Here is a 15,380-nt window from a genome sequence, read left to right on the forward strand (position 1 = left end):
AGGCGGATGAAGGAGAAGGTGGCTGATCGTCCCGTTGTTGCCGGTCTGGCCACATCCCCCTCCGTGTCGGAGAGGCACCACCTTGCCGGGAGGCAGGTTGGTGCCGGGCGACGGCCCGACTCTTGATGCTGAGGCCGCCCCTAGTCGCCCGGCCGGGAGGAATCAAGCATTACCATAGGGGTGCCCGTTACAGAAACATGCGCGTCGTGCCGCAAAGCATTGCGTCTCGCGCCCGAAAGTTGGAAGCGTAAACGTTATGAGCATCAGGACTTCGCGCCGCGGCAGCAGCGCTCCCACGATCAGCGACGTCGCCCGCGCCGCCGGTGTTTCGTTGATGACCGTCTCCCGCGTGATCAACAACGAGGCCAATGTCCGCCCCGCCACCCGTGAAAAGGTGGAGGCGGCGATCGCCCAGCTGAACTATGCCCCCAATCCTGCCGCGCGCAGCCTGGCGGGGGCGGCGCAGATCCGCATCGGCATGCTCTACAGCAACCCCAGCCAGGGTTTCCTCAGCGAATTCCTGCTCGGCACGCTGGACCAGGCGTCGCGGCTGGACGTGCAGATGGTGGTCGAGAAGTGCGAGATCGGCGATCACGAGGTGGAGGTGGCGCGCCACCTGATCGCCGGCGGGATTGACGGCGTCATCCTTCCCCCGCCGCTGTGCGAGGCGGAGGCGGTGCTGACGCTGCTGCGCGAGGCGGGGGTCCCCTCGGTGGTGGTGGCGACCGGCCGCGCGCCCGAGGACATGCCCGACACCACCATGGCGGTGCAGATCGACGACCGGGCGGCGGCGGAGGAGATGACCCGGCACGTCATGACGCTGGGCCATCGCCGGATCGGTTTCATCTGCGGCAACCCCAATCTGACCGCCAGTGCGCGGCGATATGAAGGATTCCGTGCCGCGCTGGAGGCGGTAGGCGTGCCGTTCGACGAGGATCTGGTCGTACCGGGTCTGTATACCTATCGCTCCGGGCTGGACGCCGCCGAACGGCTGCTCGACCTGCCCGAGCCGCCGACCGCGATCATCGCCTCCAATGACGACATGGCGGCGGCCAGCGTCGCGGTGGCGCATCGGCGCGGGCTGGACGTGCCCAGCGACCTGACGGTCTGCGGGTTCGACGATACCACCCTGTCGACGACGATCTGGCCCGAACTGACCACGATTCACCAGCCGATCGCCGACATGGCGCGCGCGGCGGTGGAGATGATGGCGACCGTCATCCGCCAGAAGAATCTCGACGCCGCCCCGCATCGGCGGCTCGATTACAGCCTGATCCGCCGCCAGTCGGATGCCGCGCCGCGCCGCCGCCCGCGCGAAATCTGATGCGGGGGCGCATTCCGTCGCAATCGGGGATGGGGCGCGAATCCACATGCTTGACGGCGCGGTGTTTTAAGATAGCGTTACCATTGATAACCGGTGGCATATTGCGCCGGTGACAGGACATTGCCGTGCGGATAGGCGAAGACGCCATGCACGGATCAGGAGAGGGCCCGAGGTGACCGATACGACAAGGGGATTGGACGCTGGCAGCGTCAATCATGGTTTCATCACCGCGATCGTCGCCGTTGCGACCATCGGCGGTTTCATGTTCGGCTATGACTCAGGCGTCATCAATGGCACCCAGAAGGGGCTGGAGGCCGCATTCGACCTCGGCCGCCTGGGCGTGGGCGTCAATGTCGGCGCGATCCTGGTCGGATCGGCGATCGGCGCGTTCGGTGCGGGCCGCCTGGCGGACGCGATCGGTCGCCGCAACGTCATGATGCTGGCCGCCGCGCTGTTCCTGGTCAGCGCGCTGCTGGCCGGTGCGGCGGGCAGTTCGGCCGTCTTCATCTTCGCGCGCATCATCGGCGGCCTGGGCGTCGGCGCGGCCAGCGTCATCTCGCCCGTCTATATCTCCGAAGTCACCCCCGCCGCGATTCGCGGACGCCTGTCGAGCGTACAGCAGGTGATGATCATCACCGGCCTGACCGGCGCCTTCGTCGCGAACTTCGCGCTGGCGCGCTATGCCGGTGGTTCGACCGCCGAATTCTGGCTGGGCTATCCCGCCTGGCGCTGGATGTTCTGGCTTCAGGCGATCCCGGCGGCGGTCTATTTCGCGGCGCTGTCGATCATCCCGGAAAGCCCGCGCTTCCTGGTCGCCAAGGGCCGCGATGCCGAGGCACATACCGTGCTGACCCGCCTGTTCGGTGAGGCGGAGGCGACTCGCAAGGTCTCCGAAATCCGCGCGAGCCTGGCCGCTGATCACCACAAGCCCAAGCTGTCCGATCTGGTCGACAAGACCACGGGCAAGATCCGCCCCATTTTGTGGGCCGGTATCGGCCTGGCCATCTTCCAGCAGCTGGTCGGCATCAACGTCGTCTTCTATTATGGTGCGACCCTGTGGGAAGCGGTCGGCTTTTCGGAAGACTATGCGCTTCAGACCAACATCCTGTCGGGTGTGCTGTCGATCGCGGCGTGTCTGTTCACCATCGCGACCGTCGACAAGATCGGGCGCAAGCCGCTGCTGCTGATCGGTTCGGCGGGCATGGCGGTGACGCTGGCGATCGTCGCCTATGCCTTCTCGACCGCCGTCACCGGCGCGAACGGCGGCGTGACCCTGCCCGGCAACAACGGCGTGATCGCGCTGGTCGCGGCGAACCTCTACGTCATCTTCTTCAACGCCAGCTGGGGCCCGGTCATGTGGGTCATGCTGGGTGAGATGTTCCCGAACCAGATTCGCGGCTCGGGCCTGGCGGTGTCGGGCTTCGCGCAGTGGATCGCCAATGCCGCCATCTCGGTCAGCTTCCCGGCGCTCGCCGTGTCGCCGGGGTTGAGCGTGACCTATTTCGGTTATGCCTTCTTTGCGGCGGCTTCGTTCTTCTTTGTCCGCGCGATGGTCAACGAAACGCGCGGTCGTGAGTTGGAGGACATGGCGGGCTGATAGCCCCGAACATGCGAGATACCCTTGAGGCCCGCTTCCCTATGGGAGGCGGGCCTTTTTTTGACGCTGCGCGCTTGGCCTTCTCGTCCGTCCTGGCTGAACGGATGAGGGGAATGAGAAGGGCGTTTACCCGCGCCCGGCCTGGATCAGGATCGAGTCGGAGGGCAGCAGCCGGTCCATGAACGGCAGCATCGCCGCGCCGATCGCAGGCGCGTCCTGCGCGGTGCGGGCGGCGCGGATGATCGGGCGGGCGGGCAGTTCGATCCCCGCCAGCGCCTGTCGCAACCCCTCCGCCAGCCGGTCGAGCAGCCATGCGGGAAGCCGCCCGCCAATCAGGATGGCGTGCGGATCGAACAGGGTGGTGACCGCGACGAACGGCTGGACGAGCGAGGCGATCGAATCCGCGATCCACGGGTCGAGTATGGCGGACAGCTTCGGATCGTCGCGCTCGCCCAGCGTCTCGGGTGATTCCAGCCTGTGTCCCGCCGCGGCCAGCCGTACCTGGAGCCCCGCCAGCGATACCGTGTCCTGCACCACCGCGCCGGGGCGGTCGGCGGTGGGGTCGGGCATCAGCCCGATCTCGCCCGACCGGCGATGCGCGCCGCGATGATAGCTGCGGTCGATGACCAGGCTGCCCCCCAGGCCCGCCGTGATCAGCAGGTAGAAGAAACTGGGGCATTCGAAGTCCTGGTCATATTGCGCCTCGCCCAAAGCGGCGGCGGCGGCATCATTGTCGCGGTGGATCGGCCAGGGCAGGAGCGGGGCGAGCAGCGCGTTCAAGTCCACCCCGACCCAGGCATCATAGCCCCGCGTCTGATTGGGCAGCGAGCGATCGAGCCCGTCCGGCATCGCCACCCCGACCCCCAGCACGCGCGACCGGTCGATCCCTCCTTCGACCAAAGCAGGGTCGAGCGTGTCGCGGATGAAGGCCAGCACGTCGTCGGGGCTCGCGAAACCGATCTCCCGCGTGGCGCGGGCGCGCACCGTGCCGCTCAGGTCCAGGATCGCGATCGCCAGATGGTCGCGATCGATGGTCAGGCCGATGCCGAACGCACCATCGGGGCAAAGCTCGATCTTCAGCGCCGGCTGGCCACGCCCGCTGTGCAGCCGCCCGGCGGTGCGGATCAGCCCCATTTCGGTCAGCCGCCCGGTGATGTTGGCGATAGTCGGCGGGGTCAGTCCGGTCTGGTTGGCGATGGCGATTCGGGTCGTTTCGCGGTGAAGGCGAATCACCTGGAGCACGGTGCGCAGATTATAGTCGCCCGCGCGCTCCAAATTCGTGCCCGACAGGCCGCGCGACAGTCGCGCATCGCGCGAATGCGCCTCGACGGCGCGCGCGCGTCCAGGCGACATTCGGTGCGGCGATGGCATCTGGCTCGTCTCCCCCATATTGGTGGAGCGAAGCTTTATCGTCCCTCTCCTCCCGCGGACAGGATCGACCTGCCGTCGGTGGCGGTCAAGTGAATTGTCGGACCAATATGGCCGCCCCGACGGGTGGGAAGGGGCGGCAAAGCGGTCAGGATGCGGTGGCCGGAGTCAGCTTGATGAGGCGTCCCTGCGAATCGCCGCCATCCTCAAGCACATAGATGGCGCCGTCCGGCCCCTGCTCGACCTCGCGAATGCGCGCGCCCATGCCCCATTGATCGCCCTTGGTCGCGCTGGTGCCGTTCAGGTCGACGCGGACCAGCGACTTGCTCGACAGGCCGCCGATAAAGGCGTCGCCGCGCCATTGCGGGAACAGCGATCCCGAATAGATCATCAGCCCGCCCGGCGAGATCACCGGGTTCCACCAGACCTTGGGCGCCTCATAGCCATCGCCCGCCCGGTGGTCGGGAATGTCGCGTCCGTCATAATGCGATCCGTTGGAGGCGTTGGGCCAGCCATAATTGCGCCCCGGCAGGATCAGGTTGAGCTCGTCGCCGCCCTTGGGGCCCATTTCCTGTTCCCACAGATTGCCGCTCGCGTCGAAGGCGATGCCGAGCAGGTTGCGGTGCCCATAGGACCAGACCGCCGGATCGAAGCCCTGCGCCGCCAGCGGATTGTTCGCGGGCTTGCCGTCCGGGGTCAGGCGCAGGACTTTGCCCAGCGTCGCCTTGGCATCCTGGGCAGGGGTGAATTTCTGCCGCTCGCCCGCCGTGAAGAACAGATATTGGCCATCGGGCGAGAAGGCGATGCGGCCTGAATAATGGCCGTCGCCGGTGACGGCGGGGCTCGCGCCCCACAAGGTCTCGATCCCGGTCAGTTGCGCGGTACCGTTCGTTTCGCGCAGCGCGCCGCGCGCCAGCACGACATGCTTGCCGCCCTCGGTCGCGGCCGAATAGCTGAAATAGACATGGCCCGACCGAGCGAAATCGGGGGCGAGGACCACGTCCATCAGTCCGCCCTGGCCCGCCGAATCGACACCGATGCGCGCGATCACCTGCCGCTGCTGCCCGTCCGCGCTGACCAGGAGCATCCGCCCGTCCTTCTCGGTCACCAGCATACGCCGGTCGGGCAGGAAGGTCATCGCCCAGGGCGCGTCGAAATCGGCGATGACGGTCCGGCCAAAGGGCTGGCCGTCGACCACCGTCGCGGGCGGCGTGGCGGATGCGGAGGGTGAGGGGGAGGGCGTGCCGCCCGGCGATATTGCGACGGGGGGCGTGCTGCCCGTCTCGTCGGGGGCGGGGCCATTGCCCGAACAGGCGATCAGCGCCACCGGAAGGGTGGCGAGCAGCGGCAATTTCATGGTCGTCTCTCCCGTCCGGGGCCTGGAAAGGTCCCGATCATCCGGGCTAACGTTTCGATATGCGTGCTTGTTTCGCAAGAGCGTTGCGCGTATATACTGCGACATTCTCTTACATCGTCGGGTGAAAGAGGCTGCGGGACGGGTTCCGCGGCACCGATCCGGCACATCTGGAGCTTTCATGGCGGACATCGCCCTTCTGACGCAACTCATCGAACCTGAGGCGAAAGCGCTTGGTTTCGAACTCGTGCGCGTGAAGATGTATGGCGGCACGTCGGACCCGACGCTCCAGGTGATGGCCGAGCGTCCCGATACGCGCCAGCTCAACATCGACGACTGTGCCGATCTGTCGCGCCGAATCTCGGACGTGATGGACGCGCTGGAGGAGCAGGGCCGCGACCCGATCGACCATGCCTATCGGCTGGAGGTGTCCTCGCCCGGTATCGACCGTCCGCTGACCCGACTGAAGGACTTCGCCGACTGGGCGGGGCATGAGGCGCGGATCACGCTCGCCGAGAAGCTGAACGGCCGCAAGCAGTTCAAGGGTGATCTGGCCGGGGTCGAGGGCGAGACCGTCATCATCGTTGACGGGGAAGAGGTTCGCCACGAACTGCCCTTCGCGGCGATCGAGGACGCCAAGCTCGTCATGACCGACCGGCTGATCGCCGCGACGGTGCCGCTGTCCCTGGATGGCGCGGAAGAGGTTTATTATCAGGACGCGCCCGACACGGACGGCGCCACGACGGAAGGACGGCACTGATGGCTACCGCCATTTCCGCCAATAAGGCGGAACTGATCGCGATCGCGAATGCGGTCGCCTCGGAAAAGATGATCGACAAGGGCATCGTCATCGAGGCGATGGAGGACGCGATCCAGCGCGCCGCCCGTGCCCGCTATGGTGCCGAGAACGACATTCGCGCGAAGCTCGATCCCAACTCGGGCGACCTGCGTCTGTGGCGCGTCGTCGAGGTGGTCGAGCAGGTCGACGATTATTATAAGCAGATCGACCTCAAGGGCGCCGAGAAGCTGCAAAAGGGTGCCGCGATCGGCGACTTCATCGTCGACCCGCTGCCCCCGATCGAATTCGGTCGCATCGCGGCGCAGGCGGCCAAGCAGGTCATCTTCCAGAAGGTCCGCGACGCCGAGCGCGATCGTCAGTATGACGAGTTCAAGGACCGCCAGGGCGAGATCATCACCGGCGTCGTCAAGCGTGTGGAGTTTGGTCACATCGTCGTCGATCTCGGCCGCGCCGAGGGCGTGATCCGTCGCGATCAGCAGATCCCGCGCGAAGTCGTCCGCGTGAACGACCGCATCCGCTCGCTGATCCTGAACGTGCGCCGCGAGAATCGCGGGCCGCAGATCTTCCTGTCCCGCGCGCACCCCGACTTCATGAAGAAGCTGTTCGCGCAGGAAGTGCCCGAAATCTATGACGGCATCATCGAGATCAAGGCCGCCGCGCGCGATCCGGGCAGCCGCGCCAAGATCGGCGTGATCAGCCACGACTCGTCGATCGACCCGGTCGGCGCCTGCGTCGGCATGAAGGGCAGCCGCGTCCAGGCCGTCGTGCAGGAAATGCAGGGCGAAAAGATCGACATCATCCCCTGGTCGCCCGATACCGCGACCTTCGTGGTGAACGCGCTTCAGCCCGCGAACGTCAGCCGCGTCGTGATCGACGAGGAAGAGGACCGGATCGAGGTCGTCGTCCCCGACGATCAGCTCAGCCTCGCCATCGGCCGTCGCGGCCAGAATGTCCGCCTCGCCAGCCAGCTGACCGCCAAGGCGATCGACATCCTGACCGAGGCCGACGCGTCCGAGAAGCGCCAGAAGGAATTCGTGGCCAACTCCGAGATGTTCCAGAACGAACTGGACGTGGACGAGACGCTGGCCCAGCTGCTGGTCGCCGAAGGCTTCGGTGCTTTGGAAGAGGTCGCCTATGTCGAGCTCGACGAGCTGGCCGCGATCGAGGGCTTCGACGAGGACTTGGCGCAGGAGCTCCAGAGCCGTGCGCAGGAAGCGCTGGACCGCCGCGAACAGGCTGCACGCGACGAGCGTCGTGGCCTGGGCGTCGAGGACGCGCTGGCCGACATTCCCTATCTGACCGAGGCGATGCTGGTCACGCTGGGCAAGGCGGGCATCAAGACGCTCGACGATCTCGCCGATCTGGCGACCGACGAACTGGTCGAGAAGAAGCGCGCCGAGCCGCGTCGTCGTGGCGACGATACCCCGCGTGCCGCGCCCAAGGGCGGCATCCTGGCCGAATATGGCCTGAGCGACGAGCAGGGCAACGAGATCATCATGGCCGCGCGCGCCCACTGGTTCGCCGATGAGGAAGAGCCCGTGGCCGCCGAGGCTGCCGACGCGGAGGGCGACGAAGCCTGATGCCGTTCGTCTCGATCCGTATGGCGGGAACCGCCACCAAGCAGCAAAAGGCCGAGATCGTCGCCGACGTGACGCGTTCGCTGGTGGAGCGGCTGGGCAAGAATCCGGCCGCCGTCCAGATCGTGATCGAGGAGGTCTCCACCGAAAATTACGGGGCTGGCGGTCAGTTGATCGCCGACCGTGACGCTCCTAGCACCCGGGGAGACGCGCATGCGGAACCGGGACAATGAGCGCGGTGGCGTAAACACCGCTCCGGCCCCCAAGGGCCGGAGCCCCAGAGCTTCGGCGAAAGCGGCCCGCGATTCGATCGATGGACCGGTCCGCCGCTGCATCCTGTCGGGCGAGCATGACGCGCGCCCGCATCTGATTCGTCTGGCGCTCGCGCCCGACGGGCGGGTGCTGCCCGATGTCCGCGCCAAGGCGCCGGGACGGGGCGGCTGGATCGGCGTGACCCGCGCCGAGCTGGAAATCGCGATGGCGAAGGGGCGGTTGAAGGGGGCACTGGCGCGCGCGTTCAAGACGGGCGAGTTTGCGATCCCCGACGACCTGCCCGCGCTGATCACCGCCGCCTTGGAGCGCAATGCGCTCGACCGGCTGGGCCTCGAGTCGCGCTCGGGCATGCTGCTGACCGGATCGGACAAGATCGCGACGGCGGCGCGCTCGGGACAGCTGCACGCGCTCTATCACGCCGCCGATGCGGGCGAGGATGGCTGTCGCAAGCTGGCGCAGGCGTGGCGCGTCGGATCGGACCGTGAAGGTTCCGATCTGAAGGGGTTGGCACTGCCCGCCACACGCCCCATATTGTCATTGGCGTTGGGCCGCGAAAATGTGGTACACATCGGCCTGACAGATCGTAACGCGGCAAAGCGGGTGAGCGAAGCGCTCGACCGCTGGCTGCATTTTATCGGACCCGACCCTGTGGCAACGCCTTGCGAAACGGCCTCGCAAGGCGCATCGGCGTCCGACCTTACTGGTGACCGACCGGCCGTGACCGTACACGAGGATTTTGAGTGAGCGAGACCGACAACGACAAGCCGAAACTCGGAATGCGCCAGCCCCTGGGGCTGAAGCGCACGGTCGAGACCGGCAAGGTGAAGCAGAGCTTCAGCCACGGCCGCTCGAACACCGTGATCGTCGAGACGAAGCGCCGTCGCGTCCTGGGCCCGCAGGGGGGAGCGCCGGAGACGACCGCCCCCGCGCAGGCCCCCGAACCCGTGCCCGCAGCGCCCGTCGCCGCGGCGCCGGTTGCACCGCGTCGCCCGGTGCCGTCGAACGAGACGGCACAGGAGCGCCAAGCGCGCCTGCTGCGTGAAGCGGAGGAACAGCGCCTCGCCATGCAGGAAGAGATTCGTCGTCGCGAGGACGCCGAGCGTCAGCAGCGCGCCGAAGACGAGCGTGTGCGGGCCGAAGAGCGTGCGCGTGCCGCCGCCGAGGCTGCCGCCGCCCCGCCGCCCGCGCCGGAACCGGCACCCGAGCCTGCGCCCGAGCCGACCCCGGCACCTGCGCCTGTCGCTGCGGCGGAACCCGCTCCGGCTCCGGCCGCGCCGACCATCTCGGTCCAGCCGCGTCCCTTCCGTCCGGTCGAGCGTCCGGTAATCCCGGCGCCGCAGCCTAAGGCGGAAGAGCCCAAGGTCGAGGTACCCGCCCCGGCACCGGCTCCTACCCCCGCGCCGGCCCCGACGCCCGCCCCCGCTCCGGTGGCGGCGAAGCCCGCGCCTGCGCCCGCTCCGGTGGTGCCGACGCCGCCGGTCCTGGGTCGCGATCCCTCGATGCCCGCGCCGCGCCGTTTCTCGCCGGTGCAGCGTCCCGAGATTCCGAAGCCTGCGCCCAAGCCCGCGCCTGCGCCCGCCGCAGCCGCGACTCCGGCCGCCAGCGCGCCGACCAACACCACCGCCTCCGCTCCGTCGGGTGGTGCACCGCGTTCGATGCCCTCGGGCCAGCCGACGCCGCGCAACGCGCCTCCGGGCCGTCCGCAGCAGCGCGACCGCAAGGGTGACGAGCGTCGTGGCGGCAAGCTGACCGTCAACCGCGCGCTGAACGAGGACGGCGCCCGCGCCCGCTCGCTCGCCGCGCTGAAGCGTGCCCGCGAAAAGGAAAAGCGTGGCTTTGGCGGCCCGCGCGAGCCGCAGGTCAAGCAGGTCCGCGACGTGCAGGTGCCTGAAGCGATCACCGTCCAGGAACTGGCCAACCGCATGGCCGAGAAGGGCGCGGATCTGGTCAAGGCGCTGTTCAAGATGGGCATGCCCGTCACCATGACGCAGACCATCGACCAGGATACGGCCGAGCTGCTGGTGACCGAGTTCGGCCACAACATCGTCCGCGTCTCGGACAGCGACATCGATCTGGCGCTCGACACCAGCGAGGATGCGGCGGAATCGCTGAAGCCGCGTGCACCGGTGGTGACGATCATGGGCCATGTCGACCATGGCAAGACCTCGCTGCTCGACGCGCTGCGCGGCACCGATGTGGTGCGCGGCGAGGCGGGTGGCATCACCCAGCATATCGGCGCCTATCAGGTCACGCTGAAGGACAAGTCGAAGATCACCTTCCTCGACACGCCGGGCCACGAGGCCTTCACCCAGATGCGGGCGCGTGGCGCCGACATCACGGACATCGTGGTGCTGGTGGTCGCGGCCGATGACGGGCTGATGCCGCAGACGATCGAGGCGATCAACCACACCAAGGCGGCCGGCGTGCCGATGATCGTGGCGATCAACAAGATCGACAAGCACGACGCCAATCCCCAGCGCGTCCGCGAGCGTCTGCTCGAGCATGACGTGCAGGTCGAGGAAATGGGCGGCGAAACCCAGGACGTCGAAGTCTCGGCGCTCAAGAAGATCGGTCTGGATACGCTGATCGAGAAGATTCAGCTTCAGGCCGAACTGCTCGAACTGGCCGCCAACCCCGATCGTCCGGCCGAAGGCAGCGTGATCGAGGCCAAGCTCGACAAGGGCCGTGGTCCGGTCGCGACCGTGCTGGTCACGCGCGGCACGCTGAAGGTCGGCGACGTGTTCGTTGTCGGCGCGGAAAGCGGCAAGGTCCGTGCGCTGGTCGACGACAAGGGTCGCCAGGTGAAGGAAGCGGGGCCTGCGATGCCGGTCGAGGTGCTCGGCCTGTCGGGCGTGCCCCAGGCGGGCGACCTCCTCCAGGTCGTCGAGAACGAGGCGCGTGCCCGCGAGGTCGCCGAGTATCGCCAGAGCGTGCTGCTCCAGAAGCGCACCACTTCGGCCCCGGCCAGCCTGGAGTCGATGTTCTCGGCGCTGAAGGCGAACCAGGCCAAGGAATATCCGCTGGTCGTCAAGGCGGATACGCAGGGCACGGTCGAGGCGATCGTGGCGTCGATCAACAAGATCGCGTCCGACCTCATCAAGGCGCGTATCCTGCACTCGGGCGTCGGTGGCATCACCGAGTCGGACGTGACGCTCGCCGCCGCCAGCGGTGCGCCGATCATCGGCTTCAACGTCCGTGCGAACGCCAAGGCGCGTGAGATCGCCGAGCGGAACAAGGTGGCGCTCAAATACTACGACGTCATCTATGACCTTATCGACGAGATCCGCGCGGGTATGGCTGGCGAGCTGGGCCCCGAGGCGTTCGAAACGGTCGTCGGCCGCGCCGAAATCCGCGAGGTCTTCTCGGCGGGCAAGACCGGCAAGGCCGCCGGTCTGCTGGTCACCGAGGGTGTCATCCGCAAGGCGCTCAAGGCGCGCATCACGCGCAACGACGTCATCATCTACCAGGGCGAGATCAACTCGCTCCGCCGGTTCAAGGACGATGTCGCCGAGGTTCGCGCTGGCCTGGAATGTGGTGTGACGTTCACGCAGAACTTCACCGACATCAAGGCGGGCGACTATCTCGAAACCTTCGAGGTCGAACTGCGCGAGCGTTCGCTCTGATGCGGGCAGGGTGGTGGGATAACTCCTGCCGCCCGCCTCTGCCGGACATGATCGCGGTCGCCCGTCGGGCGGCCGCGATTTCCGTTTGAAGAAGAACTATCATGGTCCAAGCCAAGAACCCCGCCGAACCCTCGGTCCGCCTGCTCCGCGTCGGCGAGCAGGTGCGTCATATCCTGTCCGAAATCCTCGCGCGCGGCGACGTGCATGACGAAACGCTGGCCAAGCATATGGTCAGCGTGACCGAAGTGCGCATGTCGCCCGACCTGCGCCACGCGACCGTCTTCGTGAAGCCGCTGCTCGGCAAGGACGAGGAGGTGGTGATCAAGGCGCTGCGCACCAACACCGCCTATCTCCAGCGCGAGGTCGCGACACGGGTGAAGATGAAATATGCCGCCAAGCTGAAGTTCTTGGCGGACGAGAGCTTCGACGAGGGAAGCCATATCGACTCGCTCCTCCGCTCGCCCAAGGTCGCGCGCGATCTGGAGGAGGGAGAGCCCGCCGAGGACTGACACCCCGCCTCTATGCAGGCTGAGCGAAGTCGAAGGCCAAGAGAAAGGTTCGCGCAGAGGCGCAGGGGGCGCAGAGAAGAAGCGCCCAATGTTTAAATTCCGCCCCACCCCGGCGAAGGCCGGGGCCCAGTCTCCGTGCCGTGGATGGCGCGCTGCGCCGAGGCGGGGGAGGCAGATGTACTGCGCCGCCGCCCGTCCATGGCAACTGGACCCCGGCCTTCGCCGGGGTGGGGTGTTGGGGGCGATCCACCCCTCCGCGCCTCTGCGCGAACCTGACTCACGACAAACGGAAGGCGGGAACCGCCCTAATCCCGCCCCGGCACCAGATCGGCATCGATCGTAATCGTCACCTGTCGCCCGACGATCAGCGGATAGGCGATCATTCCGAAATCCCGCCGGTCGATCCGTGTCGACGCTGCGATATGCACCGGCTCGCGGCCGGTCATCGCGGAAAAGTCGCGTGAGAAGTCGACCGCCAGTGTCGCCGGACGGGTGACGCCGCGCGCGGTGATCGTCCCTGCGACCTGCGCGCTATGCGGTCCGGTCCGGGTCATGGTCGAGCCATGGAAGATCACGCGGGGGTATCGCTCGACATCGAAGAAATCGGGACCGCGCAGGCGGGAGCGGGTCAGCGAATCCCCCGCCTCCAGCGCCTGCGCATCGATCCGCACGTCCAGCGTCACGGCTTGCGCATCCCGCTCCGACAGGGCGACGCGGCCCTCCAGCCGGGGAAAACGCGCCGTCTTGCTGCCCAGTCCGAAAAAGCCGACCTTGGCCTGCACGCGCGCATGGGCGGGGTCGATGCCATAGGCGAACGAGCCAGGCACGGTTGCCGATCCGGCGCCACCCATTCCTGTGGCCACCACCGCCATCGCCATCCGCGTGCCAATCCACATGCCGGTTCGTCCCATGCTCGAAATGGCGGCTCCCTTCCGATAAGGGCGGGATATGGCCAAGCTCTATTTCTACTATGCCAGCATGAATGCCGGGAAATCGACCATGCTGCTGCAGGCCGATTTCAACTATCGCGAGCGGGGGATGAACACGATGCTGTTCACCGCCGCGATCGACGATCGCTTCGCCTATGGCACCATCGCCTCGCGAATCGGCCTGTCGCAGCCCGCGACACCGTTCCACGCGACCACCGATCTGGAGTCCTGCGCGCTCGACCGGCATGGCCGCACGCCGCTCGCCTGTATCCTGGTCGACGAGGCGCAGTTCCTGACGCCCGATCAGGTCGATCAACTGGCCCGGCTGGCCGACCGGCACCGGATTCCCGTGCTCTGCTATGGCCTGAGGACCGATTTCAAGGGCCAGCTCTTCCCCGGATCGGCGCGGTTGCTGGCGCTCGCCGACACGCTCAGCGAGATCAAGTCGGTGTGCGTCTGTGGCGCCAAGGCGACGATGAACCTGCGCGTCGATGGCCAGGGCCAGGCGATCGCCGAGGGCGCGCAGACCGAGATTGGCGGCAATGACCGCTACATCGCCTTGTGCCGCCGCCATTTCGGCGAAGCGCTGGCGGGCGGCACGGTGCTTGAGGCGCCGTCCTTGAGATAGGGGCCAAGCCCGACTAACGCCCGTCCGATGCATGGATGGATCATACTCGACAAGCCGCTGGGGCTCGGCTCGACGCAAGGGGTGAGCGCGGTCAAGCGCGTGCTGCGCCAGGGCGGCTATGGCAAGGGGATCAAGGTCGGCCATGGCGGCACGCTCGACCCGCTGGCGACCGGCGTGCTGCCGATCGCGGTGGGCGAGGCGACCAAGCTGGCCGGGCGGATGCTCGACAGCGACAAGGTGTACGACTTCACCATCCGCTTCGGCGAGCAGACCTCGACGCTGGATGCGGAGGGCGAGGTGGTGACGGCCAGCGACGTCCGCCCGACTCGCGACGCGCTGGAAGCGGTCTTGCCGGGCTTCACTGGGCCGATCGAACAGGTGCCGCCTGCCTATTCGGCGTTGAAGATCGACGGCGAGCGTGCCTATGACCTGGCGCGGGCGGGGGAAGAGGTGGTGCTGGCGAGTCGTGCGGTAACGATCCACGCCCTAACGGTGCAGGAGGGGGCGGCCGATGGCGCGCTGGAGGAGATCACCCTCACCGCGCACGTCTCAAAGGGCACCTATATCCGCTCGCTCGCCCGCGACATCGCGCTCGCGCTGGGCACCGTGGGGCATGTCACCATGCTCCGCCGCATCAAGGCCGGGCCGTTCACCCTCGCCCCGGCAATATCGCTGGACAAATTGAACGAAATGGGGCAGGCGCGCACCCTTGAACAGATACTCCTGCCGCTGAGGGCGGGGCTGGACGACATCCCGGCTCTTGCTCTCGACCCCGACCAGGCAGGGGCGCTCCGTCAGGGGCGTGTGCTGGCCGGGATCGCCGTGGACGATGGCCAATATTTCGCGATGCTGGGGGATACCCCGGTGGCGCTGGTAGAGGCGCTGGAAGGAAACGTCCGGGTCGTACGCGGCTTCAACCTCGATTGAAGAAAGGATCACGATGTCGATCACCGCTGAACGCCGCCAGGAAATCATCAAGGATCATGCCCGAGCCGAGGGTGACACGGGTTCGCCCGAAGTCCAGGTCGCGATCCTGACCGAGCGGATCCAGAACCTGACCGGCCACTTCAAGACCCATGCGAAGGACAACCATTCGCGCCGTGGTCTGCTGATGCTGGTCAACAAGCGCCGCTCGCTGCTCGACTATCTGCGTCACAAGGATGGCGACCGCTATCTGGCGCTGATCGCCAAGCTCGGCCTGCGCAAGTAAGCCACGGGCGAAAGCCACGAAAAAGGGCACCCCTGCGGGGGTGCCCTTTTTTTATCGGCTGGTGTATGAAGCACCGGGCCGACCGGATGCCGCAAAGGCGCATCCCCAAAGCCTCTATGTCATGAAACCCGACGACAGGGTCGGGTAGGATCGGAGGATCGGCAATTCGGTCGACCTCCAGAGCCAATT

Annotated in this window: 14 protein-coding genes and 1 riboswitch; of the genes, 11 read left to right on the plus strand and 3 right to left on the minus strand. The window is 67.0% G+C overall.

Annotated elements, in window-relative coordinates; all coding sequences use genetic code 11:
* Positions 1-23: 23 nt before the first annotated feature.
* Positions 24-134: riboswitch (SAM-I-IV-variant riboswitch) on the minus strand.
* 122 nt (positions 135-256) lie between these two features.
* Together NZL82_RS04215 and NZL82_RS04220 are read left to right on the plus strand one after the other, a co-directional pair.
* Positions 257-1,324, plus strand: a complete 1,068-nt coding sequence (locus NZL82_RS04215) for a LacI family DNA-binding transcriptional regulator (RefSeq protein WP_261268513.1) — start codon at positions 257-259, stop codon at positions 1,322-1,324.
* A 172-nt stretch (positions 1,325-1,496) separates the two neighbouring features.
* Positions 1,497-2,921 carry a sugar porter family MFS transporter gene (locus NZL82_RS04220; RefSeq protein ID WP_261268514.1) on the plus strand — a complete coding sequence of 475 codons (1,425 nt, stop codon included), beginning with the start codon at positions 1,497-1,499 and terminating at the stop codon, positions 2,919-2,921.
* 126 nt (positions 2,922-3,047) lie between these two features.
* Here the strand turns inward: NZL82_RS04220 and NZL82_RS04225 are convergent, their stop codons facing one another.
* Positions 3,048-4,274, minus strand: coding sequence for an ROK family transcriptional regulator (locus NZL82_RS04225; protein WP_261268515.1), 1,227 nt, complete (start codon positions 4,272-4,274; stop codon positions 3,048-3,050).
* 163 nt (positions 4,275-4,437) lie between these two features.
* On the minus strand, positions 4,438-5,646 hold the full coding sequence (locus NZL82_RS04230) for a PQQ-dependent sugar dehydrogenase (protein WP_261268516.1): 1,209 nt from the start codon (positions 5,644-5,646) through the stop codon (positions 4,438-4,440).
* Between the two features lie 178 nt (positions 5,647-5,824).
* Between NZL82_RS04230 and rimP the strand changes: the two genes are divergently transcribed.
* From rimP to rbfA, 6 genes are all read left to right on the plus strand, one after another.
* A complete protein-coding gene (rimP, locus tag NZL82_RS04235; RefSeq protein WP_261268517.1) occupies positions 5,825-6,403 on the plus strand; it encodes a ribosome maturation protein RimP in 579 nt (192 codons plus the stop codon).
* Entirely contained in the window at positions 6,403-8,022 is a 1,620-nt protein-coding gene (gene nusA, locus NZL82_RS04240; protein ID WP_261268518.1) for a transcription termination factor NusA, read from the plus strand. Before rimP ends, nusA begins: the two co-directional genes overlap by 1 nt.
* A complete protein-coding gene (locus NZL82_RS04245) occupies positions 8,022-8,252 on the plus strand; it encodes a 4-oxalocrotonate tautomerase family protein (protein ID WP_261268519.1) in 231 nt (76 codons plus the stop codon). Before nusA ends, NZL82_RS04245 begins: the two co-directional genes overlap by 1 nt.
* A complete protein-coding gene (locus tag NZL82_RS04250) occupies positions 8,233-9,036 on the plus strand; it encodes a DUF448 domain-containing protein (protein WP_405051343.1) in 804 nt (267 codons plus the stop codon). The genes NZL82_RS04245 and NZL82_RS04250 overlap by 20 nt, the downstream gene beginning before the upstream one ends.
* The gene (gene infB / locus NZL82_RS04255; protein WP_261268520.1) at positions 9,033-11,915 is read left to right on the plus strand and encodes a translation initiation factor IF-2; all 2,883 of its coding nucleotides are present in this window, start codon (positions 9,033-9,035) and stop codon (positions 11,913-11,915) included. The genes NZL82_RS04250 and infB overlap by 4 nt, the downstream gene beginning before the upstream one ends.
* A 101-nt stretch (positions 11,916-12,016) precedes the next feature.
* The gene (gene rbfA, locus NZL82_RS04260) at positions 12,017-12,424 is read left to right on the plus strand and encodes a 30S ribosome-binding factor RbfA (RefSeq protein ID WP_261268521.1); all 408 of its coding nucleotides are present in this window, start codon (positions 12,017-12,019) and stop codon (positions 12,422-12,424) included.
* A 305-nt stretch (positions 12,425-12,729) separates the two neighbouring features.
* On the opposite strand, the gene NZL82_RS04265 is transcribed toward rbfA, so the two are convergent.
* Complete coding sequence (locus tag NZL82_RS04265) at positions 12,730-13,320, minus strand: YceI family protein (protein WP_261268522.1); 591 nt, start codon at positions 13,318-13,320, stop codon at positions 12,730-12,732.
* 52 nt (positions 13,321-13,372) lie between these two features.
* On the opposite strand from NZL82_RS04265, the gene NZL82_RS04270 reads away from it, so the two are divergent.
* Genes NZL82_RS04270 through rpsO form a run of 3 tightly spaced genes read left to right on the plus strand, consistent with a single transcriptional unit; the run spans position 13,373 to position 15,191 of the window.
* Complete coding sequence (locus NZL82_RS04270) at positions 13,373-13,981, plus strand: thymidine kinase (protein WP_261268523.1); 609 nt, start codon at positions 13,373-13,375, stop codon at positions 13,979-13,981.
* Between the two features lie 27 nt (positions 13,982-14,008).
* Positions 14,009-14,908: a tRNA pseudouridine(55) synthase TruB gene (gene truB, locus NZL82_RS04275; RefSeq protein WP_261268524.1), complete on the plus strand. Its 900-nt coding sequence runs from the start codon at positions 14,009-14,011 to the stop codon at positions 14,906-14,908.
* Between the two features lie 13 nt (positions 14,909-14,921).
* A complete protein-coding gene (gene rpsO, locus NZL82_RS04280; RefSeq protein ID WP_261268525.1) occupies positions 14,922-15,191 on the plus strand; it encodes a 30S ribosomal protein S15 in 270 nt (89 codons plus the stop codon).
* The last annotated feature ends 189 nt before the right edge of the window (positions 15,192-15,380 follow it).

It is taken from the genome of Sphingomonas sp. LC-1, from assembly GCF_025371035.1.
Classification (GTDB): Bacteria; Pseudomonadota; Alphaproteobacteria; order Sphingomonadales; family Sphingomonadaceae; genus Sphingomonas; species Sphingomonas sanguinis_E.

What these genes read in the sequence shown, in the direction of transcription:
- NZL82_RS04215 (WP_261268513.1), top strand. Translation starts at nt 257, where the DNA reads ATGAGCATCAGGACTTCGCGCCGCGGCAGCAGCGCTCCCACGATCAGC.
- NZL82_RS04225 (WP_261268515.1), bottom strand. Translation starts at nt 4,274, where the DNA reads ATGTCGCCTGGACGCGCGCGCGCCGTCGAGGCGCATTCGCGCGATGCG.
- NZL82_RS04230 (WP_261268516.1), bottom strand. Translation starts at nt 5,646, where the DNA reads ATGAAATTGCCGCTGCTCGCCACCCTTCCGGTGGCGCTGATCGCCTGT.
- rimP (WP_261268517.1), top strand. Translation starts at nt 5,825, where the DNA reads ATGGCGGACATCGCCCTTCTGACGCAACTCATCGAACCTGAGGCGAAA.
- nusA (WP_261268518.1), top strand. Translation starts at nt 6,403, where the DNA reads ATGGCTACCGCCATTTCCGCCAATAAGGCGGAACTGATCGCGATCGCG.
- NZL82_RS04245 (WP_261268519.1), top strand. Translation starts at nt 8,022, where the DNA reads ATGCCGTTCGTCTCGATCCGTATGGCGGGAACCGCCACCAAGCAGCAA.
- NZL82_RS04250 (WP_405051343.1), top strand. Translation starts at nt 8,233, where the DNA reads ATGCGGAACCGGGACAATGAGCGCGGTGGCGTAAACACCGCTCCGGCC.
- rbfA (WP_261268521.1), top strand. Translation starts at nt 12,017, where the DNA reads ATGGTCCAAGCCAAGAACCCCGCCGAACCCTCGGTCCGCCTGCTCCGC.
- NZL82_RS04265 (WP_261268522.1), bottom strand. Translation starts at nt 13,320, where the DNA reads ATGTGGATTGGCACGCGGATGGCGATGGCGGTGGTGGCCACAGGAATG.
- NZL82_RS04270 (WP_261268523.1), top strand. Translation starts at nt 13,373, where the DNA reads ATGGCCAAGCTCTATTTCTACTATGCCAGCATGAATGCCGGGAAATCG.
- truB (WP_261268524.1), top strand. Translation starts at nt 14,009, where the DNA reads ATGCATGGATGGATCATACTCGACAAGCCGCTGGGGCTCGGCTCGACG.
- rpsO (WP_261268525.1), top strand. Translation starts at nt 14,922, where the DNA reads ATGTCGATCACCGCTGAACGCCGCCAGGAAATCATCAAGGATCATGCC.